The 24,063-nt window shown below is 41.6% G+C and carries 26 protein-coding genes, 2 tRNA genes and 1 pseudogene; 14 read left to right on the top strand and 15 right to left on the bottom strand.

Annotated elements, in window-relative coordinates:
• The 3 genes from QZU77_RS03380 to QZU77_RS03370 form a co-directional block, all read left to right on the top strand.
• Nucleotides 1-1,305, top strand: a 1,305-nt coding sequence (locus QZU77_RS03380) for an NAD-binding protein (RefSeq protein ID WP_295600009.1), incomplete at its 5' end; no start/stop codon positions are given.
• 37 nt (nucleotides 1,306-1,342) lie between these two features.
• Nucleotides 1,343-1,741, top strand: a complete 399-nt coding sequence (locus tag QZU77_RS03375; RefSeq protein WP_295600006.1) for an HIRAN domain-containing protein — start codon at nucleotides 1,343-1,345, stop codon at nucleotides 1,739-1,741.
• A 1-nt stretch (nucleotide 1,742) separates the two neighbouring features.
• Nucleotides 1,743-2,690, top strand: coding sequence for an ARPP-1 family domain-containing protein (locus QZU77_RS03370; protein ID WP_295600001.1), 948 nt, complete (start codon nucleotides 1,743-1,745; stop codon nucleotides 2,688-2,690).
• On the opposite strand, the gene QZU77_RS03365 is transcribed toward QZU77_RS03370, so the two are convergent.
• The 3 genes from QZU77_RS03365 to QZU77_RS03355 all read right to left on the bottom strand — a co-directional run bounded on the left by QZU77_RS03365 (nucleotide 2,673) and on the right by QZU77_RS03355 (nucleotide 5,358).
• Nucleotides 2,673-4,358 (bottom strand): N-6 DNA methylase, encoded by a 1,686-nt coding sequence (locus QZU77_RS03365; protein ID WP_295599998.1) that lies wholly within the window; start codon nucleotides 4,356-4,358, stop codon nucleotides 2,673-2,675. The two genes, QZU77_RS03370 and QZU77_RS03365, sit on opposite strands and share 18 nt — an antisense overlap.
• Nucleotides 4,348-4,917 carry a restriction endonuclease subunit S gene (locus QZU77_RS03360; protein WP_295599995.1) on the bottom strand — a complete coding sequence of 190 codons (570 nt, stop codon included), beginning with the start codon at nucleotides 4,915-4,917 and terminating at the stop codon, nucleotides 4,348-4,350. Before QZU77_RS03360 ends, QZU77_RS03365 begins: the two co-directional genes overlap by 11 nt.
• Nucleotides 4,918-5,013: 96 nt before the next feature.
• A complete protein-coding gene (locus QZU77_RS03355) occupies nucleotides 5,014-5,358 on the bottom strand; it encodes a hypothetical protein (protein ID WP_295599992.1) in 345 nt (114 codons plus the stop codon).
• A 284-nt stretch (nucleotides 5,359-5,642) separates the two neighbouring features.
• On the opposite strand from QZU77_RS03355, the gene QZU77_RS03350 reads away from it, so the two are divergent.
• Both QZU77_RS03350 and QZU77_RS03345 read left to right on the top strand, forming a co-directional pair.
• Nucleotides 5,643-6,242 carry a TetR/AcrR family transcriptional regulator gene (locus QZU77_RS03350; protein WP_295599988.1) on the top strand — a complete coding sequence of 200 codons (600 nt, stop codon included), beginning with the start codon at nucleotides 5,643-5,645 and terminating at the stop codon, nucleotides 6,240-6,242.
• The gene (locus QZU77_RS03345) at nucleotides 6,239-8,116 is read left to right on the top strand and encodes a YhgE/Pip domain-containing protein (RefSeq protein WP_295599985.1); all 1,878 of its coding nucleotides are present in this window, start codon (nucleotides 6,239-6,241) and stop codon (nucleotides 8,114-8,116) included. The genes QZU77_RS03350 and QZU77_RS03345 overlap by 4 nt, the downstream gene beginning before the upstream one ends.
• 96 nt (nucleotides 8,117-8,212) lie before the next feature.
• On the opposite strand, the pseudogene mtrA reads toward QZU77_RS03345, so the two are convergent.
• From mtrA to QZU77_RS03325, 4 genes and pseudogenes are all read right to left on the bottom strand, one after another.
• A pseudogene (mtrA, locus tag QZU77_RS03340) lies at nucleotides 8,213-8,716 on the bottom strand (tetrahydromethanopterin S-methyltransferase subunit A); the annotation flags it as partial.
• Between the two features lie 57 nt (nucleotides 8,717-8,773).
• Nucleotides 8,774-9,064, bottom strand: a complete 291-nt coding sequence (locus QZU77_RS03335) for a hypothetical protein (RefSeq protein WP_295599982.1) — start codon at nucleotides 9,062-9,064, stop codon at nucleotides 8,774-8,776.
• A gap of 88 nt (nucleotides 9,065-9,152) precedes the next feature.
• Nucleotides 9,153-9,671, bottom strand: a complete 519-nt coding sequence (locus QZU77_RS03330) for a nitroreductase family protein (RefSeq protein WP_295599979.1) — start codon at nucleotides 9,669-9,671, stop codon at nucleotides 9,153-9,155.
• Between the two features lie 201 nt (nucleotides 9,672-9,872).
• The gene (locus QZU77_RS03325; protein ID WP_295599977.1) at nucleotides 9,873-10,295 is read right to left on the bottom strand and encodes a cupin domain-containing protein; all 423 of its coding nucleotides are present in this window, start codon (nucleotides 10,293-10,295) and stop codon (nucleotides 9,873-9,875) included.
• Between the two features lie 574 nt (nucleotides 10,296-10,869).
• Between QZU77_RS03325 and QZU77_RS03320 the strand changes: the two genes are divergently transcribed.
• Nucleotides 10,870-11,169, top strand: coding sequence for a hypothetical protein (locus tag QZU77_RS03320; protein ID WP_295599974.1), 300 nt, complete (start codon nucleotides 10,870-10,872; stop codon nucleotides 11,167-11,169).
• Nucleotides 11,162-12,058, top strand: a complete 897-nt coding sequence (locus QZU77_RS03315; protein ID WP_295599971.1) for a lipopolysaccharide assembly protein LapB — start codon at nucleotides 11,162-11,164, stop codon at nucleotides 12,056-12,058. Before QZU77_RS03320 ends, QZU77_RS03315 begins: the two co-directional genes overlap by 8 nt.
• Nucleotides 12,059-12,067: 9 nt before the next feature.
• On the opposite strand, the gene QZU77_RS03310 is transcribed toward QZU77_RS03315, so the two are convergent.
• Nucleotides 12,068-12,466 (bottom strand): PaaI family thioesterase, encoded by a 399-nt coding sequence (locus tag QZU77_RS03310; protein ID WP_295599968.1) that lies wholly within the window; start codon nucleotides 12,464-12,466, stop codon nucleotides 12,068-12,070.
• 140 nt (nucleotides 12,467-12,606) lie between these two features.
• On the opposite strand from QZU77_RS03310, the gene QZU77_RS03305 reads away from it, so the two are divergent.
• Entirely contained in the window at nucleotides 12,607-13,083 is a 477-nt protein-coding gene (locus QZU77_RS03305; RefSeq protein ID WP_295599966.1) for a GNAT family N-acetyltransferase, read from the top strand.
• 277 nt (nucleotides 13,084-13,360) lie between these two features.
• Here the strand turns inward: QZU77_RS03305 and QZU77_RS03300 are convergent.
• A tRNA-Lys gene (locus QZU77_RS03300) sits at nucleotides 13,361-13,434 on the bottom strand.
• Nucleotides 13,435-13,525: 91 nt separating this feature from the next.
• Nucleotides 13,526-14,860 carry an NADP-specific glutamate dehydrogenase gene (gene gdhA / locus QZU77_RS03295; protein WP_295599963.1) on the bottom strand — a complete coding sequence of 445 codons (1,335 nt, stop codon included), beginning with the start codon at nucleotides 14,858-14,860 and terminating at the stop codon, nucleotides 13,526-13,528.
• A 476-nt stretch (nucleotides 14,861-15,336) separates the two neighbouring features.
• Between gdhA and QZU77_RS03290 the strand changes: the two genes are divergently transcribed.
• Nucleotides 15,337-15,573, top strand: coding sequence for a hypothetical protein (locus QZU77_RS03290; protein WP_295599960.1), 237 nt, complete (start codon nucleotides 15,337-15,339; stop codon nucleotides 15,571-15,573).
• Here QZU77_RS03290 and prf1 read toward each other — a convergent pair.
• A complete protein-coding gene (gene prf1 / locus QZU77_RS03285) occupies nucleotides 15,570-16,814 on the bottom strand; it encodes a peptide chain release factor aRF-1 (RefSeq protein ID WP_295599957.1) in 1,245 nt (414 codons plus the stop codon). The two genes, QZU77_RS03290 and prf1, sit on opposite strands and share 4 nt — an antisense overlap.
• 108 nt (nucleotides 16,815-16,922) lie before the next feature.
• Between prf1 and dusB the strand changes: the two genes are divergently transcribed.
• Entirely contained in the window at nucleotides 16,923-17,900 is a 978-nt protein-coding gene (gene dusB / locus QZU77_RS03280; RefSeq protein ID WP_295599954.1) for a tRNA dihydrouridine synthase DusB, read from the top strand.
• On the opposite strand, the gene QZU77_RS03275 is transcribed toward dusB, so the two are convergent.
• Complete coding sequence (locus QZU77_RS03275) at nucleotides 17,889-18,857, bottom strand: hypothetical protein (RefSeq protein ID WP_295599951.1); 969 nt, start codon at nucleotides 18,855-18,857, stop codon at nucleotides 17,889-17,891. The genes dusB and QZU77_RS03275 overlap by 12 nt on opposite strands.
• A gap of 113 nt (nucleotides 18,858-18,970) precedes the next feature.
• On the opposite strand from QZU77_RS03275, the gene QZU77_RS03270 reads away from it, so the two are divergent.
• Nucleotides 18,971-19,492, top strand: coding sequence for a zinc ribbon domain-containing protein (locus QZU77_RS03270; RefSeq protein ID WP_295599948.1), 522 nt, complete (start codon nucleotides 18,971-18,973; stop codon nucleotides 19,490-19,492).
• Here QZU77_RS03270 and QZU77_RS03265 read toward each other — a convergent pair.
• Complete coding sequence (locus tag QZU77_RS03265) at nucleotides 19,463-19,912, bottom strand: GNAT family N-acetyltransferase (RefSeq protein ID WP_295599945.1); 450 nt, start codon at nucleotides 19,910-19,912, stop codon at nucleotides 19,463-19,465. The genes QZU77_RS03270 and QZU77_RS03265 overlap by 30 nt on opposite strands.
• Nucleotides 19,913-20,014: 102 nt before the next feature.
• On the opposite strand from QZU77_RS03265, the gene QZU77_RS03260 reads away from it, so the two are divergent.
• Genes QZU77_RS03260 through cobK form a run of 3 tightly spaced genes read left to right on the top strand, consistent with a single transcriptional unit; the run spans nucleotide 20,015 to nucleotide 23,591 of the window.
• A complete protein-coding gene (locus QZU77_RS03260) occupies nucleotides 20,015-20,404 on the top strand; it encodes a UPF0146 family protein (protein ID WP_295599942.1) in 390 nt (129 codons plus the stop codon).
• A gap of 5 nt (nucleotides 20,405-20,409) precedes the next feature.
• Nucleotides 20,410-22,809 carry a calcium-translocating P-type ATPase, PMCA-type gene (locus tag QZU77_RS03255; protein ID WP_295599939.1) on the top strand — a complete coding sequence of 800 codons (2,400 nt, stop codon included), beginning with the start codon at nucleotides 20,410-20,412 and terminating at the stop codon, nucleotides 22,807-22,809.
• Complete coding sequence (cobK, locus tag QZU77_RS03250) at nucleotides 22,806-23,591, top strand: precorrin-6A reductase (RefSeq protein ID WP_295599936.1); 786 nt, start codon at nucleotides 22,806-22,808, stop codon at nucleotides 23,589-23,591. The genes QZU77_RS03255 and cobK overlap by 4 nt, the downstream gene beginning before the upstream one ends.
• A gap of 10 nt (nucleotides 23,592-23,601) precedes the next feature.
• Here the strand turns inward: cobK and QZU77_RS03245 are convergent.
• Both QZU77_RS03245 and rpsJ read right to left on the bottom strand, forming a co-directional pair.
• Nucleotides 23,602-23,685 (bottom strand) — tRNA-Ser (locus tag QZU77_RS03245).
• 35 nt (nucleotides 23,686-23,720) lie between these two features.
• A complete protein-coding gene (gene rpsJ, locus QZU77_RS03240; RefSeq protein WP_042691424.1) occupies nucleotides 23,721-24,029 on the bottom strand; it encodes a 30S ribosomal protein S10 in 309 nt (102 codons plus the stop codon).
• Nucleotides 24,030-24,063 lie beyond the last annotated feature (34 nt).

The raw sequence follows: 24,063 nt of genomic DNA, 5'->3' as shown, positions 1-24,063 counted from the left end.
TTTTTACTTTTGACACTTTTCATCTGTATGGGAACAACCTTTGCAACAAGCCTCATAGGCATAGGCCCCGAATTAGGGGCGTTCATTGCGGGACTGCTTATTTCAAGGACAGAGTATTCCCACCAGACCCTGGGATACATACAGCCTTTCCAGGACGTGTTCATGAGCCTGTTTTTTATAAGTATCGGTTTGATGGTTAACCTGCACCTCTTTCTTGCAAACATCGGAATCATAGTCATGCTGACAGTCATAATTGTGATAATTAACTTTTCAGCAACATTCGTCACAGGAATGGCCTTGAAACTGCCTACAAAAGTATCCGTCAGCATAGCCATTCTTTTAAGTCAAATTGGGGAGTTCTCATTTGTCCTTGCAAAAGAGGGAATGGCTTACGGTTTGATGACAAGCCAGTTCTTCAGCGTATTTCTGGGCGTGAGCATTCTTACAATGTCACTGACGCCGTTTTTGGAAAAGGCAACCCCTCAAATAGTGAAAGTATTCGCCAGATTCCCATATTTCCAGGTTGACGATGAGCTTAAAGCATTGCCTGAGGAACTGGAAGAGAAAGGCGATGTCGAGGACCATGTCATCCTTGTCGGTTTGGGCCGCAACGGCAAGCACATTGCCAAGGCCTGCAGACAATTCCACATTCCAATACGAATCGTAGACATGAACCCCACCATCGTTGAGAACCAGCAGGCACTGGGATTGCCGATAATATATGGAAGGGCGTCAAATGAAAGCGTCCTGAAGGAACTGAACATCACTTCAGCCCAATGCATCGTGATATCCGCTTCAACCTATGAGGAGACAATGAAAACAATCGATGCCGCCAGGCGCCTGAACCCGGACATTCACATCATAGTGCGCACAAGGTATCTGAAAAGCATTGACGATGTCATTGAAGCCGGCGCAGATGAGATCATTCCTAAAGAGTTTGAAACAAGCATAATGATGTTTACCAGAATCATGGACTATTACAATAAGGATGTTGATGAGATCACCGACGCCGTGAATGACTTGAGGTCAAACAATTATGATGCGTTCAGGACAGTCACATCCGAGGACATCTCCACTTACCTTAACTACAAGTACACCGATTTGGAAATCGATTCCCTCAGGGTCAGTGAAAACACCCACATTGACGATTTCCCCTTTGAAGAGAATAACTTGAAGGTCACCGGTGTCGTTCGTGGAGAGGACACTTTCACTGACGTCAAATCCGATTTCAAATTCCTGGAGGATGACCTGATACTGTTTATCGGACATAGGGAGAACATCAACAGGTTCTTCGATTCCATTTAAATACTTCAAAACACAATATATACACAAGGTGATAATTTTGTACATTACAATAATCGCATTTCAAAACATGCACGGTGAAAAGCCGTTGAAGCTGAACGGACTGGTGAAGCTTGTAAAGGAACCGGACAACAAGTACGACACCGAAGCGATAGCCTGCGAGATGAGGTATTTCGGAAAGTTCGGTTACGTTGCAAACAGCACAAATACAGTTGTCAAGGGATGCATGAGTTCAGGCAGGATTTTTGACAAGATCACTGATGAGTACTTCGCCAAAATCAAATTCATACACAACAACATCACAATAGCCAAAGTGTTGACTGCCGATGAATTCGTCAAGGAAGTTGAAGATCCTGAAAGCGACGTCAATTACATGTGTGAAAACCCAACTGAAATCGACATAGCCTACATTCAAAAGAATTATCCGGCGGATGATTGAAATGATGAGCATTGAACCGGACGTTAACTTAAACCCCCATGTTGAATTGCTGCCCGCCCAAGTGCATGAGAACATTGCGGTCATACCCTTGAGAAGTGAAAGGAACTACATTGACCTGTTGACACTTAAAAAGGGTTTGGAACTGGGCCTTGTTGAAGTCAAGGAATGCGAGAGTTCCCAGGTCAATACGCTCATCGTTGAAAACCATGCCGTGACCCCCTTAATCCTAATCGACGGTGAAGAGGTCGTTGGAGGAGACCAGAACCGAATCGTCAACGCAACCATCCTGATTGATGCCAAAAGCAAGATGAAGATTCCTGTAAGCTGCAGCGAGAAAAACCGCTGGGCCTATAAAAGCGAATTCAAGCAATCAGAGTACATGGCCAATTACAATACCCGAAAAGCCAAGGAGTATGCCTCAAGGGTTTCCACATCATACCAGGATGTGATTTGGTCATCCATTGACACTCTCGAATCGGAAAACGATTACGCCTCCCCCACCAGTGCAATGGAGGAAAGTTACGAGAACATCAAGTCCAACCATAAGGAAATACTTAAGAAGTTCAAGATCCTTGACGGGCAAACCGGCGTTATGGTAATGGTTGACGGTGAAATCCGTGGCTTTGAGCTGTTCCTGAACAGTGGAATATACAGGGATTTCCATGAGAAAATATTGAAAAGCTACCTGATCGATTCAAAAATAAAGAATACTGTTTTCACAGTAAACATTGAGGCTGCAAAAGAGGTCATGAACAATGCCTTTGACTCCTCCTTTGAAAAAAAGGACACTACCGGAATTGAAGACTCCTTCACTTTTGAAAACGATGCCGGCCTTGGAACGGTGTATCTTTTCAAGGACAATATTGTCCATCTGTCATATTTCAAAAAGGATGAGGAAAAAATCAATGATGAAATCATTGGGAACATCCCTCTAGAAACGGATATTTAACTCATCCATCATTTTTTCTATTTTCAAGTTCAATTCCTTGACATTAGATTCTATTTCTGCTTTTTCCTGTTTCAAATCCTCCAATCTTATGAACTTGCCTTCAAAAGTGTCGACATAGCGGGACACTGAGAGGTTGAAATCGTTCTTGATAATGTCTCTGACGGAGATGAGATTTGAAAACTTGTTTATTGTGAGCTTTTTGGAATAAACATCCTTGATTTTAGCAATTGTTTCATCGGCGAAAATCAGGTTTCTCCTAAAGAGGCCCGGGAACAATATCCTGTTTTTTTGTGTTTCATACTCTTTTGAAATGTCAATGAAGAGTATTCCCTGAGTGCTTCTGTTCTTCTTGAATACAATGATGACTTCAGGCCTTCTTCTTCCGATTTCCTCTGGAACGCTTATTATCGTGTCAATGTAATTCTTCTCCAGGGTCAAGTATTTCCTAAGGGTGTTTAGGGAATTCTTAAACAGGAAGTTTTGCGAAATGCTTATTGCCATGACCCCATCGTCCTTAAGCGATTCTATCAGATTAATTAAAAACAGAAATTCACTGTCCTTTAAGGATTCGTACTCGCCGGAGAATTCCACATCTGAAGCCGCTTCAACATCTATCTTTTCAAGCAGGTTTTCCAGTGCACTGTTCAGTTCAGAGTCCTTTGCGAATGAGTCGCTGTTCATGTTGAACTCGCTGAGCAGGACCTTTTCGAGTTCGGTTCTCTTGTTTCTCCGGATTATTTCAAAGTTGTTCCTGTTTTGCTTGGAGGAGTGGTAATTCCTTATTTTCACTGGGATTTTTGACATTATAACATCAAATGATGCTCCGTCAATGTCTATGGATTCTGTTGCATCCTCGTTTCTGAATTCCACATAATCCAGGTTGAAGTGATTGATCAGGAATCTTGTGATTGCGTAGCAGTAGGTCAGCCTGTCTAGTTCCTTGCCGTAATATGTAACTCCCATTTCGCATTCGTCTGACAGCTTCATCAGGGTGTTTCCATCCTTCAGGAAGGGGTCATATGCTTTTTTGATGGAGGTCTTGTCGCAGCTGATCAGTGCTGAGAGCAATTGTGAAATGTAGTCTGGTGTCAGCTGGATATGCATCATCCTTGATGATGACAGCACATCAAAGACCTTGCCGAATGAGAATGCTGACTCGTACAGGTCAAGTTTTGATATCGCATAGATTATTTCCTTGATGGCTAGTTTGACCTCGCTTTCAAATTCGTACTTGTCGATTTTTATCTCCTGTGAGATTGTTTTAAAGAGGAAGTCGAAGTATTCCTTCTCCTTTGAATCCTTGCTAAATGTGATGTTTCGTGGAAATACAGTGAAGAATTCTGAAAGGAAGAACCTGTCGGAGTAGCTGTTGTTTATCACTTCATCTATGAATGCATCGGGCTTTTCAATGTGAAATCCGTATAAGTGCATTGAGTCTTCCTTCAAGACTTCCTGATAGTAATTGGAATCGTATGCCTCATCCAGGGTCATCTCCTTGTCCTCCAGGGTCATGAGGAAATGGTCCTTCAGGCTGTCTGAGCAGTACTTGTATAAAAAGGTGTATATCACGATGTAGTCTATCTCATCGGGCAGCTTGAAGCTTCTTGCCTTGGATGTGAGGTTTCTTAAAATTGAGTAGTTGTTTGATTTTCTGGAGTTAGCCTTCATTGTCTTCACCCCATAAATCGTTGAGTATTGCCTCTTTCAGGTTCCTGTCATATTCAAGTTGGCGCTGATCTGCATATATCTTGTCATTGATTGTGTTTAGAAGTTCGCCGTACTTGATTTGGGTGTCTAGGTCAGGCACGATCAGTTCCAACTGTTTTATCTCTTTCAGGGAAGTGTGTGGGATTTTTTCGCTGCTTCCCAGTTCGTGCAATTGCTTTTTTATATGGGTATTGGTGAGTAGGTGTGTGATAAAGTCAGGGTCATAGTCTTTTTTGAGTCTGATGATGGCTATTCGGTCGCTTATGACTAATCCTTCCTCTTTTACACATACTACATCATATGGATATGGCATTTTCATCAATACGTCGTTTTGGCGTGTGAAGTATCTTTCCTTGATGTTGCTTTTGAGTGCCAGCTCATCGAAGTCTGATAGTTCGCCGTCCTTTTTGATTGATCTTTGAACGATGACCTGGAATCTTTCGCCGGCATCGTCCAGGTATCTCCTGTAGGAGAGCCCTGAAAATATTTCTGCCATATCTTCGAGTTTCACTTTTTTCATTTTAATCACTTTAAAATGAGTTTTTGGTGTTCAATTGTTATGTTTGACAATGGTTGGTGAATGAGCATTAGTTTTTGGTGGTGTGCCAAAAACTAGCTATTGGTATAGTCCTGAGACGTCATCGAGCAGGTGAGTCTCGTCGGGGATTTCTGATGGGTCGACCTTTTCGGCTGACACTCCTCCGATTACGCCTACGCTTTGGATGTTGTCTTTTAGAACAGCGGTTGATGTGATTCCTGGTCCTTGTGGTGAAAGGACGAATAAATCGAGGAAAAGTTCATCTTCTCCAACAATGAATGCCGGTTCGATTGCTTCGGCAGACTTTGTCTGGACTTTGATCAAGATGTGCTTTGCTTCGTTTTCTTCTTCTATACCAATTTCTTCTCTGATTGTTTTGTCTAGGTCTTTTACTTTTTCGCTCCAGTTGATTTTTTGGTTCATATTATTACCTCACTTATTTTTTTGTCACCTTAAAAAACAATGGTGTGGATTTTAGTTAATGCATTTTTTTAAAGATGATGCACTTTTGCAATCTTATTTTAGATTTAATAGTATATAAGCTTTACTATTTAATCCATATTTTTTTGAAAAATACATATTTCACGACTGCAAATAATTATATATTTGACTTAATATATAAAGGTTTTGCATTTTTTAGAAAAAGGCATAAAAGCATATGCGTGCAAAAGCATACGTATATATGAAAGTAAGTACTTACTTACATTATGGAAGTTAAAAATGGAAGCGTTGAAGAGAAAATCATCAACGCATCATTTCATATTCTAGAAAAAGAAGGCTTTTCAGGAGCCACAACCAAAAAAATAGCTAATCAAGCTGGAGTAAGTGAAGTAACACTATTCAGAAAATTCGAAAACAAAGAAAAACTAATAAACATTGCAAAAGAACACTACAGCGAAAGGTTTATTGGAAAACTAAATGAGATATTCGACTACACTCCAGAAATGGAGGTGGAGGAATACCTGACCCGAAGCTTCGAGAGAACGGTCAACCTAACCGACAATGAGATGACAATACTGAAAGTTGGAATCGAAGAGGTAAGAGACATTCCAAGCGAAAAGAAAGTATTCCTTCGAATAAGCGAAACCATAATCAACAAGTTAAGCGAATTTTTTTCTTTGAAAATCAGACAAAACGAAATCAGAGACATCAATCCAGACATATTAGCCTTAAATATGTTCAGTATCCTTTTTGAATCAATGATTCTTTGGAAAATTTACGGAAAAAAACCCAAATACAGCATTGAAAAATATACTGAAGACTTCCTAGACATTATCCTAAATGGAATAAAAAGTGATAACAAATGAGCGGAAGAGACATCCACAACATTGTGGAAATAATGAAAAACGATTTCAAGGCAGCCTTTCAAAACCCAATCGTCGTTGTTGTATTGGTTGCCCTTATAATCCTACCTTCCCTTTACGCGATTTTAAACATACAGGCATGTTGGGACCCGTATGAAAATACAAATGAGGTCCAATTTGCCATAGCCAACCTTGACAAGGGCGCAAAATACGAGAACATGACCCTCAATGTGGGAAATGAACTCACAAAGGAGCTCAAGGACAATGACAAGTTCGACTGGGTATTCGTGAGTGAGGACGAGCTGAAAAAGGGCGTTGATTCGGGCAAGTACTATGCAGGGATGATCATACCCGAGGACCTGAGTAAGGACGTCATCTCAATAACCTCCGACAATCCGAAATCAGCTGAAATCAAGTATATCGTCAACATCAAGGCAAACCCCGTTGCAAGCAAGTTAACAGACAGCGCCGCAAATTCAGTCTACAGGACAATGAACGCTAAAATCGTGGAGTTCATTAACGTTGCTGCCTACGGCAAACTTGGCGAGCTCCAAAGCAGCCTGGCTTCAGGGTCAAGCCAACTGTCATCCGGAGCGACACAGCTGTCAAGCGGTGCAAGCCAGGTTTCATCCGGAGCGGGCGAAGTGTCTTCAGGTGCAGACAAGGTGACAAGCGGTGCAGACAAGGTGAAAACAGGAGCATCCGACGTGAATAAGGGTGCTGACAAGGTCAAGTCAGGTTCAAAGGCAGTTGATGACGGCGCAAGCAAGGTGTCAGGTTCAGCCGACCAAATCAAGTCAGGTTCCGAACAGGTTCAAAAGGGCGCCAGTGACTTGGAGTCACAGGCAAACCCGTCAGCGCTTCCAAGCCCGGTCAAGGAAGTGGTTGAAGGATCAGTTCAGCTTGCAAATTCCAGTTCACAATTGGCAAGCGGTTCCAGCGAATTGGCTGAGGGTTCAGTTCAGCTTGCAAGCAGTTCATCAAAGCTTGCCAACGGTGCAGGCGATGTTGCAGGTGGAGCCAGCGATGTTGCCAATGGTGCAAGCGACGTTGCTGACGGTTCCAGCCAATTGGCCAAGGGTGCATTGAGCCTTGCAGCCGGTTCAGAACTCCTGTCATCTTCAGCGGCACAGGCATTATTCTCCGCTGCAGGAGCATTGTCCGGCGCATCAAATTCACTGTCCAGTGTGACTGGAGTGAACGAGTCAGTGATTGGAGATTACATTTACTCCCCAGTCAAGTTGGACCGTGAGGAGATTTATCCAGCATCCAATTACGGCTCCAGCGTTGCTGCATTCTATATCGTCCTGTCAATGTGGGTTGGAGCGGTAATCACATGCGTCATGGTCAAGCCGGGAACAAGTACCGGCACAAAATACTCCCCTCTTGAAATGTATTTCGGCAAGCTGCTGTTGTTCATCATAATGAGCTTGCTTCAGGCGGGAGTTACAATATCCGGATTGTTCATACTTGGAATAGACATTGTGGAACCTTTATTGTTCATATTCTCAGGGCTTCTCGTGTCCATGACGTTCATGGTTTTCATGTATTCCCTGATTTCCGCACTGGGCCAGGTTGGAAAAGGAATAGGAGTGGTCCTATTAGTGCTTCAGATTTCCGGAACCGGAGGAATCTACCCTATTGAGATTATGGGAGACCTCTTCCAGGTGATTTATCCATACATGCCGATGACATATGCAATCAATATGATAAGGGAGTCATTGCTTGGTGTGGTATGGCACAATTACATTCCTGCGGCCGTTATCCTTATGGCCATTGCAATTGCAACAATCATCATTGCAATCATCATTAAGGAAAAGGCGGATGACGCTTCACATTACTTTGAAGAGCGTTTAGGTGAAACTGGATTATTCTAGTGTAAAATATTAAAAATAGATAATTTGAGGCATAATCTATGCCTCAGATTCAACTTTTTCTTCTTTTTTATCGACGATTCTTAATTTCTTTTTTTCCTCGTCGACTTCCATGACAATCGGTTCTGCTTCGAGAGCTCCAGGGTCTTTCTCTACGCATTCGTTGATTTTTGATTGTATTGCCCCTATGTCTTCAGTGTCGATCAGGTCAACTATTTCAAGCTGTTGCTGGAATCTTTCAACACCGTCAAGAGGAACGTTTTCAACGAATGGGATTGCTCCGGTTGCTCCTATGATTTTCTTCTTGTCAGGGTCTGCACCATTTTCGTGCAATGCCTTGAAGCTTTGACCGGTGATGTGGCCTTGCACTTCCGCACCCGCAAGTATCAGGAATCTGATGTTTGGGTTGGATATGATGTTTGCCACCACCTTTTCTATTCCAAGGTTTTCTGTCTTGCATGGTCCTGCAATAGCTGCTCCGGACAATTCCGCTTCGATGTGTGAAGCGAGAGTGGTTACTGCCACGGGACTTTCCGGGTCCCCTACAATGTAGTCTCCACTGATTACAGGCCAGCCATCTGCAGGAGCTTTTTTATCAGCCATAGTAATTCCTCCTAATTTTAGTTAATTTAAATTATATTTGAAAGCATATTTAAATATTTAGTAATATAATTCTGACGGCTTTCCAATGTATTCAAAGTCGTCCTTGTTATCAAGGTACTTTACCCCAATGACTTTTCCATCAGGGAATTTTGTCACTACGCTCATCCCATCATTCACGTCGATGAGAATCAATTTAGTGTTTTTCTCCCCAACCGTTTCTATTTTAATTATTTCATCATTCTGCAGGATTTCAGCATCTTCAAAGTCATCGCTTATGTCTGTTGAATACCAGTGCTGAGGCAATTTCACCCTAATGTCCAAGCTGTCCAATAAATCTTTTACGTGCATTTGTATTCCCTCTCAATTCATTTATATATAAGTAATTTATTAAGAAAATATTTAAAGATTTTGTCACTATTCAAGGGTTAATAAGTGACTAAACCAGAAAGTGGATCTTGCTCTTGTCAATGTCGCCCAACTCATGTGCATCCGGAATGTCATTGGAATGGCCGAGGGCAAGGATTCCCACTATGCGATAATGGTCATCGATTTTAAGGATTTCCCTTACGATTTTCTCTGAATCCTCCCCATTTCTGCTTCTCAAGTGTATCTGAACCCAGCAGCTTCCGATATCGAGTTCACTCGCCATCAAGTGCATGTAGGTCAGCGCGATTGATGAGTCCTCAATCCATGTGTCCGCAACTAATGTATCCGCCACGACAACTATTGCCTTGTCGGCGCCTCTGATCAGGTCAGCACCATGGTCCTTGGATTTTGACAGCTCCTCAAGAGTTTCCTTTCTTTCGACAACCATGAAGTTGCATGGCTTTCTGTTCATGCTGGTGGGAGCCAAGAGCGCTGATGTCAATATCTTGTCCAGCTCATCCTTGGTTACGGGTTCGTCATTGAATTTTCTTGTGCTTCTTCTTTTAAGCATCACGTCTAAAAGTTCCATTTTAATCACTTATAATAATTATGTTTCAGGAAATATTTAAAAAATAGTGTGGTGATATAGACTGTGCCGTGAAAATATTTTACATTGATTGATTGTTATGAAATATGTGAAATATTGTTGAATTAAATCAATAGTTCTTGTGATTACTATTGATTTAAATGAATGGTTTTATCAAATAATCGATTGAAAAAAAGGTTGGGATTAGAGCTCATTGTAATGCTCGTCACCCACCTCTTCGAGCCACTCGTTTGAGGTGTTGGTTCCGTCAACCTCGATTGCTATATGGCTGAACCAGGAGTCCTTCTGGGCCCCGTGCCAATGCTTGACATTGGGCTTGATTTCCACAACCATTCCAGGATTCAGCTCAACCGGGTCACATCCCTCTTCCTGATACCATCCCTTTCCGGCAATGCACAAGAGTATCTGGCCCCCGCCGGATTCCGCATGATGGATGTGCCAATTGTTTCTGCAGCCAGGCTCAAATGTGACATTTGCAACGAAGAGCAAATTATCCTCAAAATCAACCAACGGGTTTAAAAATGAGTTTCCAATGAAGTATTGTGCAAATGCGTCGTTCGGATTGCCTTTTCCAAAAATATTTTCCTTTTCAAAATTTTCTGACATGCTTAAAAATAGGAGTTCATGAAATATAAATGTTTACATTCACAACAATCATGATCTTATAAAAAAAATTCGAAGCTGCGGCAGTGCAACTTCGAATCATGATTTTTCACGACTTGTTAATTAGTCACTTAATAATTATTGAATTCATTATTTATAAAGTAAATGGTTTAAACGAAAACCGAAAAAATACAAAAATCCCTAGAAAAAGACATTATCACAAACAAACAATTCTAATCAATTATAAGCAAGCAAATTAACAAAACAATGACTTTATGAAATTATAACACTTCCCGAACAATCAAAATATGCTCAAAACATTCATGAAAGACCCGATTTTTTAAGCAATGACTTAATCAAAATCTTCAAGCCGGCATGGGACAAAGACCTCAAATCGAGAAAAATCAAACAATCCAAGCCCACTTCAAAATAGCCACATTTTACAAGTTGAAAACAATATTGATTTAGGCTTGAAATTAATTATACGCTAACATAAATATTGCATTTACCTAGTACATACATTTAAAAAGGAATAATGAAATAAGAAGTAATCACCAAATAGAACAGGTGAAAAAACATGCAATGTAAAAGCAATAATGACCTTGAAAATATACTTCGTATGAAAGAGATAGCAGACATCTACAATGCCACCGGACAATACGGAAAATCCAGAAGGTACCATAAGGGAATCATTGAAATATGCGAGAAGCACCCTAAAAACGAGATGATGCTCATGCTGAAAATCAACTCACTGAACTATCTGAAAAAGACATACAAATCACTGGAAACCACCAATGAGCTATTGAGCCTGAACCCATACAATATCGATGCCCTGATCAATATTGCAAACCACATCAATGAGGCGGAACATGTTTAAGAGAGACGAATTCGAAAAGCACTACATCAAGGGACAGGAATACCTTAAAAACCATGAATACATAAAGGCAAAGGACGAGTACCTTGAATGCCTATCCCTAGAGCCGGACGACATTGGAGTCCTGAATAACCTTGCCCAGCTATGCAGCATCATAGGCGACTACGGGAAGGCCAACGGCTACAATGAGATACTTCTCAAGGAATGCGATAAGCAGCTGAAATACGGTAAAACAGAACAATTGCTGATTCTCAAGTCAAATGCGCTCATTTCACTTAAAAGGAATGATGAGGCAAACGAGGTTATAACGGAACTGCTTGAAGAAAACCCCGACAATGTTTTGGGACTGTTCCACAAGGCACAGTATCATGAATTGAACGGGAACTACCCTGAAGCGTTGAGATACATAAACCAAGTCCTGAATCAGAACTCCGCCAACATTCCGGCACTCCTGTCAAAGGGCAGGATACTGGTTGAAATGGAAGAGTATAAAAGGGCTGAAAACTGCTATGATTTTGTCTTCAAGCTAGAAACAAAAAACAAGGCTGCAATCAACCTGAAATCCGAACTGATCAAAAAAAGGGACAATTGCACAGTCACCGCCCATGACCTCATGCTTGAAGCCGTTGAAGCATGGGACATGAAAGACTTCGAATCCTCAGAGGAACACTTTAAAAAGGCATTAGAAACCGACCCAGACCATGACGAGATATGGTTTGCACAGGGAGAGCTCTTCATACGAACAGGACAGCTCACAAAAGCCATAAACTCATTCAACAGGGCCTTCGAGCTGAATCCAAACAGTGGCGGAATATCCAAGAAAAAATCATTCTATAGGATGCTCAATGTCATGAAAAAAGTCAATACTGTCCTGGGACTTGAAAAAAAATGAGTATGGGAACTAGAGTTTAAAGCCAGTTCCTACGAATTGCGCAACATCACGGCCAACATCATCTGACACGTTCACAATGACAATTGATGATGTGCGCCCGCTCTTGCGGCAGGTTGCCTCGGCTATGAGCTTTTCCCCTTTCGGAGCTGAGAGGTAGTTGATGCTTACCTGCTGAGCCACTGTCAGCTGGTGTATTTGATTTGACAATACTGCAAAGGCAAAATCAGACAATGTGAATATCACACCACCCATCACTCCACCGTAAGCGTTCTTATGCTCGTCAGTCAATTCCAGACTGCAGACTGCCCTGTCTTCTGTAATCTCATCCAATGTTATTCCTGTATTTACTGCGAATTTATCCTTATAGAAAAATTCCCTTGCACTTTCGATATCGTCAAAGTTAGCCATTTTTTCACCTAACTAATAGTTTAAATATCATGGTTAATAAGTTTTAAAAAATTTTGAGAATAAATTAGAAAATCATTCATTTAAATAATTACTGAAAAATACAATTAAACATATTACAATCAAAAAGCATAAATAATCCCATGAAAGACTTAACATTCAAGATAGCTGAAAGAACCGACTCTCCGTTAATCCTGGAATACATCAAGAAACTCGCCGATTACGAACATCGCCTTGACGAGGTCATTGCAACTGAAAATGATATTGAAAAATGGGTCTTTGATGAAAAACAGGCTGAAGTGATATTCACCTATTTAAATGATGAAGTCATTGGCTTTGCATTGTACTTTTTAAGCTTTTCAACTTATATCGGGAACGTGAACATGCACCTGGAGGATCTCTTCATCGAACCCGAGCATCGCGGAAACGGTTATGGAAAGGCGCTTTTAAAAGAACTTGGAAACATTGTCATTGAAAGAGGTTACGGGAGAATGGAGTGGACCTGCCTGTCCTGGAACAAGCCGAGCATTGATTTTTACCTGAAAATAGGTGCCGAGATGAAGGAGTGGGAACTGTTCCATTTTAAAGGCGACTCTTTAGAGAAATTCGTTAATGAGTAAAAAAAAAGAATAAACAATGAAATCTAAACAGTAATTGTTCTAAAAACATGAGACAACCTCAACTTGAAAATATGAGGTTTTGATAAGAGCATTAACCATTTTCTTTTTGTGCAACAAGCAAAAATCTTTAAATTTTACTATATGGTTGTTTAAATTATTATCCAACCTTATTTTTAACTTATTTTCTTTGAATAAGAGTTTTCAAGAAAATGAAACCATAAAATTAAATATCATGTTATTATAAGTCATCTTTGAGATTATAAAAATAGTAAGAAAATGGGACCGACGGGAATTGAACCCGCGACCTCAAGGTTAAGAGCCAAGCGCTCTGCCAGACTGAGCTACGGACCCATTGATTATTATATAAAAATAGTTATTTGTACTTAATCATATTTAAATATTTTGTTTTGACAATGAAAAAAGAAAAAATAAACAAAGAAATCTATACGATTCCTTGTGCGTTCATTGCGTCAACCACTTTCTTGAATCCTGCAATGTTTGCTCCTGCAACATAGTTTTTGTCCATGTCGTATTCAGCAGCTGCTGCGGAAACGTTAGCGAAGATGGTTTCCATGATGTTTTGAAGTTTGCCGTCAACTTCTTCGAAGGACCATGATAATCTTTCTGAGTTTTGTGACATTTCAAGTGCTGAAGTTGCCACTCCACCTGCGTTGGAAGCTTTACCTGGTGCGAATAATACTCCATTTTCTTGTAGGTATTCGGTTGCTTCGATTGTGGTTGGCATGTTTGCTCCTTCTGCTACTGCAACAATTCCGTTTGCAACTAAGTTTTTAGCGTCTTCTAATTGCAATTCGTTTTGGGTTGCGCATGGTAGGGCAATGTCAGCTTTAACTGTCCATACGCCTTTTCCTTCGTGGTATTCAGCGGATGGTCTTGCTTCTGCGTAAGCGGTTAATCTTTCACGTCTTACTTCTTTTACTTCTTTGAGTAATTCTACGTCGATTCCTTCTGGGTCGTAGATCCAACCGGTGGAATCGGAACATGTTACAGGTTTACCACCTAATTGTTGTGCTTTTTCGATAGCATATATTGCCACGTTACCTGCACCTGAAACGAGGATGGTTTTTCCTGCAATATCAATGTCATTTGCTTTAAGCATTGCGTTTGTGAAGTATAATAATCCGTAACCGGTTGCTTCGGTTCTTGCAAGAGATCCTCCGAAACTTAATCCTTTACCAGTTAACACTCCTTCGTATAATCCTCTGATTCTTTTGTATTGTCCGAATAAGAATCCGATTTCTCGGCCACCTACACCGATATCTCCTGCTGGAACATCTGTGTCTGCACCGATGTATTTGCATAATTCGGTCATGAAGCTTTGACAGAATGCCATGATTTCTCTGTCTGATTTTCCTTTTGGATCGAAGTCAGATCCACCTTTACCTCCTCCGATTGGAAGGCCGGTTAAGGAGTTTTTGAAGATTTGTTCGAAACCTAAGAATTTGATGATTCCGACGTTTACTGATGGGTGGAAACGTAATCCGCCTTTATATGGTCCAATTGCTGAGTTGAACTGTACTCTGTAACCTGTGTTCACTTGCACTTGACCTTCGTCATCTACCCATGGAACACGGAATTTTAATTGTCTTTCTGGGTTTACTAATCTTTCAAGAAGAGCGTTTTTCCTGTATTCTTCTTCGTTTTCTTCAATTACAACCCTAAGGGATTCCAATACTTCGCGTACTGCTTGGTGGAATTCTGGTTCTGAAGGGTTTTGTTCTATTATAGTTTCAATTACTTCATCTACGTATGACAAAATTATTCCTCCAAATCGAAAATTTGAATTTTATATCATTAAATTTTTTAACAATATAGTTAATTATTTGCATCTTCTCATATTTAAATATTATTCAATTTTTAGTAAAAATTAATCAATATTATTCATAAAAATTAAGAAAAATATTATACATATTATAAAAAAAATCATAACTATTTATCATATTTTTAAATGTTTTTTAAAATTTGTCTACAATTAACAATAAAAATTATCAAATCATAAACAAATGTCGGAAAGCATCTTCCACCCAAAAGTTTCCGAGGACAACCAAAAATAAAATGTTCTAATATCACAAGGTTACCCCATCAAAATCCGAACAAAAACAACAAATACAAAAAAAATTTTAAACAAAATAATATACAATTTTAAAAAGCATATTCCTTTATATACTATAATCAATAAAATAATATTGAAAATACAGTAAAAATTAAATTTTAATAGACAAAGTGATAAAAATGATAAGCAAAAATCAATACGAAAGCCTGAAGGAAAACTACCTAAACAAAAACAGGTCCATGCACTCACTATACGTGGAGCTCAACAAGGAAAAGGAAGTTCCAAAACACACATTCTTCAACCTCATAAACCAGATAAGACAGGAAGAGGGATTAAGCAAGTTCTATACAAAAAAAGAGAAAAGAAAAAGTAAAGTCATAACACACTTGGACAAGTCTCCAAAATGCTACAACTAGTAATCAACATAATACCTGAGAATCGCTGCAATACCACCGAACGCCCTGAAAATCTGCATGCCCTCTTCAGTTTCAGTGGAAATGAACTCAACATCAGTGTTCATCTCTTCAGCCAATTCAACAAATTCATCATCCAAATCAACAGATCCAGATTCTTTTAAGTTCTCACCACAATTAGGACATTTCTTGTGAAGATTATCCGCCTCAGCCTGTGACTTGACGGTTATGAACTCCTCATTGCCGCAACCGGAACATGTGAACTTCTTGCGCATGCTGCCCAAGTCCTCAGACAAAAGCAACACATCAACCGCACCCATGGTCAAGTTTCTCCTAACCTCATCCTCACCATAGGAAGCAAGCCCCTTGGTCTTGATCAGTTCCTTGATGAACCTTTGGACAAGCTTTTTCTCATGCATAACGTCAAGGTTTTCCAAATCATCAGCGGACTTGGTGATGACCTCACGGATGCCCTCCTCACCGGTGTATGAAGTGTCCACAATGGAGATGACCTTATCCTTCAGCTCATACTGGAGATAGTCGCCGTCGTAGAAATCCTTCTTGGTGAAACCAGGTCCCCCCAGAATGATTCCCTTAAGGTCATCCTTCAAAGGAAGGTAAGCCTCGTTCATGTGATCCCCGATACGCTTCAGGAACTGGTGAGCAAGGTCCTCGATTACACGGTCAAACCTTCTCTGGGACTGACCCCCAGCCTTATGCTTGCCCGGAACGCCGCTTGTCAAGTGGCCAAGAATGTTTTCCCTCTTGCCTTTCAAGGTACCGTAGGTGGCCTCGTTTCTGTCGATGACCGCAACTCCGTAAACGTCATGCTCCTCAATCATGTACTCCAACGGCTCTACGAAAAACTCGTTGTTGCACTTGTACCAGTATGTCTGAACAGGTTCCGGAGGCTCCAATATGTATTTCTCCATCTTCTCTGTGCCTGGACCGCCTTTAGGAATCATGCCCACAAAAAGCACGAGACCGTTTTCAGGAGGCTGCCTGTATAACTTGATGCTTTCTAAAATAACCGCAATAGCAGATTGCACGTTTTTCCTTGTTTGTTTACTTTTGATGTTAGCACTCTGACCCATTTCATCACGCATGTGCTTACCAACATCACTCAATTGCTTGGTTGGTGGAATGTAAACGGAAACAAGCTCGGTACCTCTGCCTCTCTTATTAGCCAATTCTTTTAATGTCTTTTTAAATTCATATAATTCTTTTGATGATACGCTAGCCATGTTATCCCAATAATAATTAAATTAATATAATAGATATAATTATATAATTACAAATATAAATAAGTAATGAAAAAAACACGAAAATTCAGCATAATTTAAAGTGACACTATGAAATGGAAAATTGGAAATGTCAGGATAGACAATCAGGTGGTCCTAGCGCCAATGGCCGGAATAACCGATTCGGCATTCAGAAGAATTGCCAAGGAGATGGGCTGCGGACTATTGTCCACCGAGATGGTGTCGGACAAGGCATTGATGTATGACAACTGGAAAACAAAGGAGATGCTCTACATGACACCTGAAGAAAGGCCAATTTCCCAGCAGATATTCGGTTCAGGGGTTGAATCCTTCAAGATAGCCTCAAAATACATTGAAGAGAACATGCAGCCCGACATCATCGACATCAACATGGGCTGCCCGGTGACAAAGGTTGCAGTCAAGGCAAATGCAGGAAGCGCACTTCTCAAACACCCCGACAAGGTAAGGGACATTGTAAGTGCTGTGGTCGACACGGTCGACCTTCCGGTCACAGTCAAGATCCGCAGCGGATGGGACAATCGCTGCATCAACGCATTGGAGATAGCGAAAATCGTTGAAGACTGCGGGGCATCTGCAATAACAGTCCATCCCCGCACACGGGAGGACAGGTACGGCGTCAAGGCGGACTGGTCAATAATCAAGGATGTCAAGGACACATTATCCATACCAGTGATTGGAAACGGGGACATTTTCACATGCCATGACGGCAAGAGGATGATTGATGAGACAGGCTGCGACGCGATAATGGTGGGCCGAGGAGTCCTTGGAAACCCATGGCTCATCAAGCAGTGCATCGAGTATTTGGATGACGGCATCGAGCCTGAAAGAATCAGCCTTGAAGAGAAACTGGAAATGATAAAAAGGCATGCTGAACTTTTAAGCGAAGTCAAGCCTGAAAAGGTGGCGATGCATAAGATGAGAACCCATGCCGCCTACTATCTGAAGGGACAGTACCGCAGCGTTGAAATAAAACCAAAACTATTCAAAATGAATACGAAAGAGGAACTGTTCAACCTGATTGACGAATATGTCGAGCTAATCAGCTAGCTTCAATCCGCCGTACTTCTCGAAGAGTTCAACATCACCATCGGCAATGGTGTTAACCTCAAGCAGGTCCATCCCAGTGACATCCATTATTTCACGGGCCAGATGAACATATGTGTCAGGATAGTCATTGTAGCCAAAGATGTGCCATATGACGTCATTTTCAAAAACAATCTCAAGATACCAGTCATAGCCCTCCAAGTCATCAGGGTCACGGGCATTTGACTTATTGTGGTACTCGTCGAAAATCCACTTGTAGACATGGTACCTCTCCAACAATCCCAGAATCAGCTCCCTGTCCTGCATGGTCAACTCCTTTTCAATGTAGCCGTTGATGGTGCTTTTCTCAAAGTCAACAATCAGACGTGGATTTGGAAGCTCATAGGGGTAAGTCTGGTAATGGCCGAACTCGATGCTTTTAATGTCCAACCTATCACCCATGTAGACTCCGTCTTCGCGAATGTCATAGTACAAGGGGGTTGCAAGCTGCCTTTGATAGTTCAAGTGGAGAACATCGAAGTTGAACAGGTCCATTAAAATCTCCCCGAACCTGATCCAGCCATCGGGATAATTGTTCTTGAAGCTGTACTCCTCATAGTTGTCCATGGAGTAGATTATCACGTTGCATGAGTAGACAAGCTCAATTTTTTCAAAATAGGAAAACTCCTCCGATTCAAAATCCCTGAACAGTTCCAATTGCTCGAAATCATGACGGAACCTGTCGATTTGCGAATCGTTCAGGTGATGAATCTCGCTGGTCATCTTTTTTCTAAGGTCAACCAGTATATCCACCCATGCATCATTGCACAGAGGATTCTCCTTAACATATTTATCTCCGCTTCCCCTCTCGGAGATTTTATAGTATGCATTCCGGTTAACCAAATCGATTGTGAAACATTCATAATGGCGATTTAATCGCTTGAAATTGAACCGTTGAGTGATTTCTATTTTTTCAATCATTATATTATCATTAGTTCAAATTATGTAATATAATTATCGAGGAAAAAAAATGATTACATATAAAACAAACATTTATTAATAATCATCATTTAATTAATTAAGTAAGTGATAGTATGATTAGAAGATGTCCTCAATGCGGTACGGCAACAGATGATATGTATGGTTTTTGTATAAAGTGCGGACATGAGTTTCCGAAAATTCCCGAAGGCGAAAACGCATGCCCATTATGCGGGTACCCGAATCCCGATGAAGCGGATTATTGCGTGAAATGCGGCACACCACTGGTTTTCAAAAGCCAGTTCGAGGGAGACCACACTGCCCTGAACCCCATTGTCATTAAAAAGGAAGTCGTCAAAGAGGCGCAGGAATACCGTGCCAACAGAACAAGCAGATGGCTGATCATATTCGGTTACGTATTCTCCATTCTGGGCGGAATCATAGGACTGATCATTGCAATCTATTTATCAACACGAAAGGATCCAGTTGCAAGAAAGCATGGACACATCCAATTGGCGATTTTCGCATTTTACATCATACTGATAGCAATACTCTTCCTGACAGGAAACATACCTGCCGATGCCTTAACACAGTACAGGCAAATGATGTCAGGCAACCTTACCTCTCTTCAAAGGTAGATACATTATCTTGGCCCCGTCACCATTCTCGTAATACCCCGGAACCGTGCGGTCCACCTTAAAGTTGAATGTCTTGTAAAACTCGATTGCCCCAGTGTTGTTCTCGTTGACTTCCAGATAGATTGCATCGATCTTGAGCATTGACAGTATTGAGATGGCCCTTATGAGAAGCTCGGTGCCTGCCTTGCTTCTGCGATGGTTCTTGTCAACTGCGATTGATATAATGTGGCCCTGATTTTCATACTTGATCCAAAAGATGACATAGCCGATAACGTATCCGTCCTCTTCGGCCACAAGAAAGCCAACACCCATCTCGTACAGCTTCTGGAACATATTTATTCCATAGGATTGATTGAAGGACATGTTCTCGATTTCAAAAACTCTTTTTAAATCTGTGGGTTTGAATTTCCTGACAATCATACTAAGATAAAGTTTAAAAAACAAATTATTTAAATCTATTCTAAAAATCAAACTAAATATTTAATAATTCCAATTACAATAATAAATTTGAGGAGAAATATTATGTGGGACGACTTTGCAGACTACATTATGGAGACCGCTGGAGATGAAAAGGTCAAGATTGCCGAAGTGGGCATCGGGAAATTTGACCAGATTGCTCGAAAACTATCATGCAGAAAAAACATTACACTAATCAAGACGGACATCCTGCCGAAGGACTCCACAGTGATTCGGGACGACATCACCAACCCAAACATGAAATTGTATGAGGGCACCGACATAATATATTCAATCAGGCCCCCAAGCGAACTGCAGCCCCACCTGGTCCGCCTTGCCGTGAAAATCGGTGCCCAGCTAATCATCAAACCCTTGACCAACGAAGATTTAAATACCGGCAGGGTCAAAATGAAATTAAAAAATCATAATCGAGCAAGTTTCTATATTTTAAAGTGATAATGATGAACAATCCTGGATTAACAAAATCGGAAGTTATTGAAAGACAAGGAAAATATGGCTTGAACAAGCTGGATGAGAAAAAGCCAACCCCATTGATCGTGTTATTCTTTTCGCAATTTGTCGACATCCTGATCGGACTGCTACTGATTGCAGCAGTTGCCGCATTTGCCATTGGAGACGTTATCGATGCCGGAGTCATTGTCCTGGCGGTTTTGCTCAACGTCATCATGGGATTCATTCAGGAGTACCGCTCCCAGAAGGCAATGGACAGTCTTAAAAACCTCATAGTGAAGACAGCCATCGTCAAAAGGGATGGGGAAGTCCAGGAAATCAACGCGGAGGAATTGACGGTTGGAGACATTGTCATTCTTGACGAGGGAGGCAAGGTGCCTGCAGACGTTAGGCTAATTGACGTCAATGACTTGAGCTGTGACGAGTCATCACTTACCGGAGAGTCCGAAGCGATAAGAAAGGAGGCGGATGACATTGTGTACATGGATTCCAACATACTTTCCGGAAACGCCGTCGGAGTCGTTGAAAGCATTGGGATGAAAACCGAAATAGGGCAAATCGCCCAGATTGTCCAGGAGGATGATGAGGACACTCCCCTCAAGACAAAAGTGGGAAATCTCGGAAAGACCCTGTCAATCATTGCAATCATCGTATGTATAGCGATTTTCATCATGGAAATACTGAAGGGAATCCCTCTTGTTGAAACATTCATGACAGCCGTTTCACTGGCTGTTGCGGCGATACCTGAAGGATTGCCTGCCGTGCTGACATTGACACTGGCTCTTGGAATGTCACAGATGGCCAAATCCGACGCCATCGTGCGCAAATTACTGTCCGTTGAAACCCTCGGGTCATGCACAATTATCTGCAGTGACAAGACAGGTACACTGACCGAAAACAGGATGACAGTGGTTGACAGCTACTTCACCAATGAAAAAACCACATTGGAAATCGGAAAATTATGCAACAATGCCGTTATCCGTGACGGAGAGGTTATCGGTGATCAGACCGACGGAGCCATCCTTAAATACTGCAAGGATGCTGATATCGACCTTGAGCGTGTTGATGAAATTCCACTTGACAGCAATCGTAAAATGATGACTACTATACATAGCCTAAACAGTGAAAAGAATCTCATCTTGACAAAAGGTGCTCCAGAAATAATTCTAGACAAGTGCAAATATGTAGATTATGATGGAAGTATTGAAATCCTTAACGCTGAAACAAAGGAAATCATAATTAAAAAAATTGACGAAATGAGCGGGAATGCATTGAGGGTAATCGGATTTGCATACAAGCTCGAGGACGGACAGGAAGCTGAGGAAAACCTCACATTCACAGGACTACTCGGATTGATAGACCCTCCTAAAAAGGATGCCAAAAAGGCAGTGGAGGACTGCATAAAGGCAGGCATCAAGGTCAAGATGATAACCGGAGACCATGAGAAAACGGCCTGCGCAATTGCAAGGCAACTTGGAATACTCACAACCGGAAGGGAAATCACCGGCGACGAGCTTGAAAAAATGAGCCTGGAGGAATACTATGAAATCGCCGATGAAATCCAGGTCTATGCAAGGGTCAAGCCAACACAGAAAATGATGATTGTTGAAGCATTGAAGAACTCCAATAACATCGTTGCAATGACCGGTGACGGAGTCAATGATGCACCGGCACTTAAAAAGGCATCCATCGGCGTTGCAATGGGCGACGGAACAGACGTTGCAAAGGAATCAGCCGACATGATCCTGCAGAACAATGACTTTGCAACAATCGTCAAGGCAGTGAGGGAAGGGCGTAAAATCTATGACAACATCAAGAGATTCGTCAAATTCCAGGTATCAACCAACGTGGGAGCCATACTGACAATAGTCGGAACATCACTCCTGGCACTGCCGCTGCCGTTCAACCCTGTCCAGCTATTATGGCTGAACATCGTGATGGACGGTCCGCCTGCACAGACCCTGGGAATAGAGGGCGCCGAAAGGGACGTAATGGAAAGGCCGCCTGAAACCGGAGACATCCTTACAAGAAAAACACTGCTTGAAATACTCCTGACAGGCATCGTGATGGCCATCGGAACAATAATCGTGTTCTGGTACGAGCTGGGCGTCACAGGCGAGAGAAAGGCAATGACTGTGGCATTCACACTCTTTGTAATGTATCAACTATTCAACGCTTACAACAGGAAGGCGGATTCTGAAAGCTCAAGCAAGTACCTCTACATTGCAATTGCACTTTCATTCCTGCTTCAGCTGCTGATCATATACATTCCACAGCTGCAGGTCATATTCAGAACAGCACCGATCAATCTAGTTGACTGGGCGATTATTGTAATCGTTGCATTCACCATAATCATAGCGGAAAAACTAATGAGGAAGGCAATAAAATGAAGATAATATTGCTTGGGGGAACCAAGGATTCCATAAACATCATACAGCACCTAAAAGAAACGCTCGACTGCCACATCCTGACAACCACCACCACCGAGTACGGTGCAAAGCTCGCACAGGAAGGCGGAAGCGACGAGACAATAGCAAGACCCCTTCCGAAAGAGGAGATAAAGGAAATAATCATCAATGAGAATTATGACCTGCTGATTGACGCAACCCACCCGTTCGCGTCACACATAACACAGACCAGCTCAAGCATATCCAGGGAACTGGACTTACCATACATCCGCTTCGAAAGACCCAGCACAAACCTTGAAGGCGTCGACACATCAAACATCCACTATGCAGATTCATTTGACGATGCGGGAAAAATGATTGCTGATGATTTCAGTGAAGGAAATGTCCTGCACTTTGCAGGAGCGAACACCATGGAGGACATCCTCAACCACGTTGCGGTGGAGAGGTTCTACCCTAGAATCCTTAAGGTGGAAAGCTCCATAGAAAAATGCGAAAGGCTGGGAGTCGACCCGTCACACATAATACCCATGACCGGTGCCGCAAGCCTTGAAGAGAATCTTGAGCTGATAGAAAAATATGATGCAGGCGTGATGATAACCAAGGAAAGCGGAGAAGTCGGAGGCGTGATTGAAAAGATCCAGGCTGCAAACGAGAAGAATGTTGCAATCGTGATGATTCAAAGGCCAAAAATAGACGGATTGGATGAAAACGACATAGTGTCCAATCTTGAGGAATTAGATATTAAACTGAAAAACTTTTTTTAAAGATATTGAACGCCGAGACTGGGATTTGAACCCAGGCGAGGGAAACCTCACAGGATTTCAAGTCCTGCGCCTTACCAGACTAGACTATCTCGGCATGTGAAAAGGAATATTTAGAAGGATTCTAAATATTTATCCTTTAAGTTCAATTTCAATACTTACATTATCAGGAACATTAACTTTCATGACTTGTCTCATTGCACGTTCGTCAGCGCCAATGCCGATTAAACGTTTGTGAATCCTAAGTTCCCATTTTTCCCAAGAAGCTTTACCTTCTCCATCTGGGGATTTTCTTGTTGGCACTACTAACTTTTTAGTAGGTAATGGAATAGGACCAGATAAGTCAACACCAGTTCTTTCAGCGATTTTCTTGAGTTGATCGCATACGTATGCTAATTTTTCTGGGTCAGTTCCAGTAAGTTTAATTCTTGCTTGATTCATTTATTAACCTCCAAAAACAAAAAGAAAGAAAGTA

Origin of the sequence: uncultured Methanobrevibacter sp. (assembly GCF_902774605.1) — an archaeon.
In the GTDB taxonomy this organism is placed as follows: Archaea; Methanobacteriota; Methanobacteria; order Methanobacteriales; family Methanobacteriaceae; genus Methanocatella.
The sequence above is the reverse complement of the archived record's forward strand: the minus strand, read 5'-3'. Positions and strand labels throughout refer to the sequence as shown.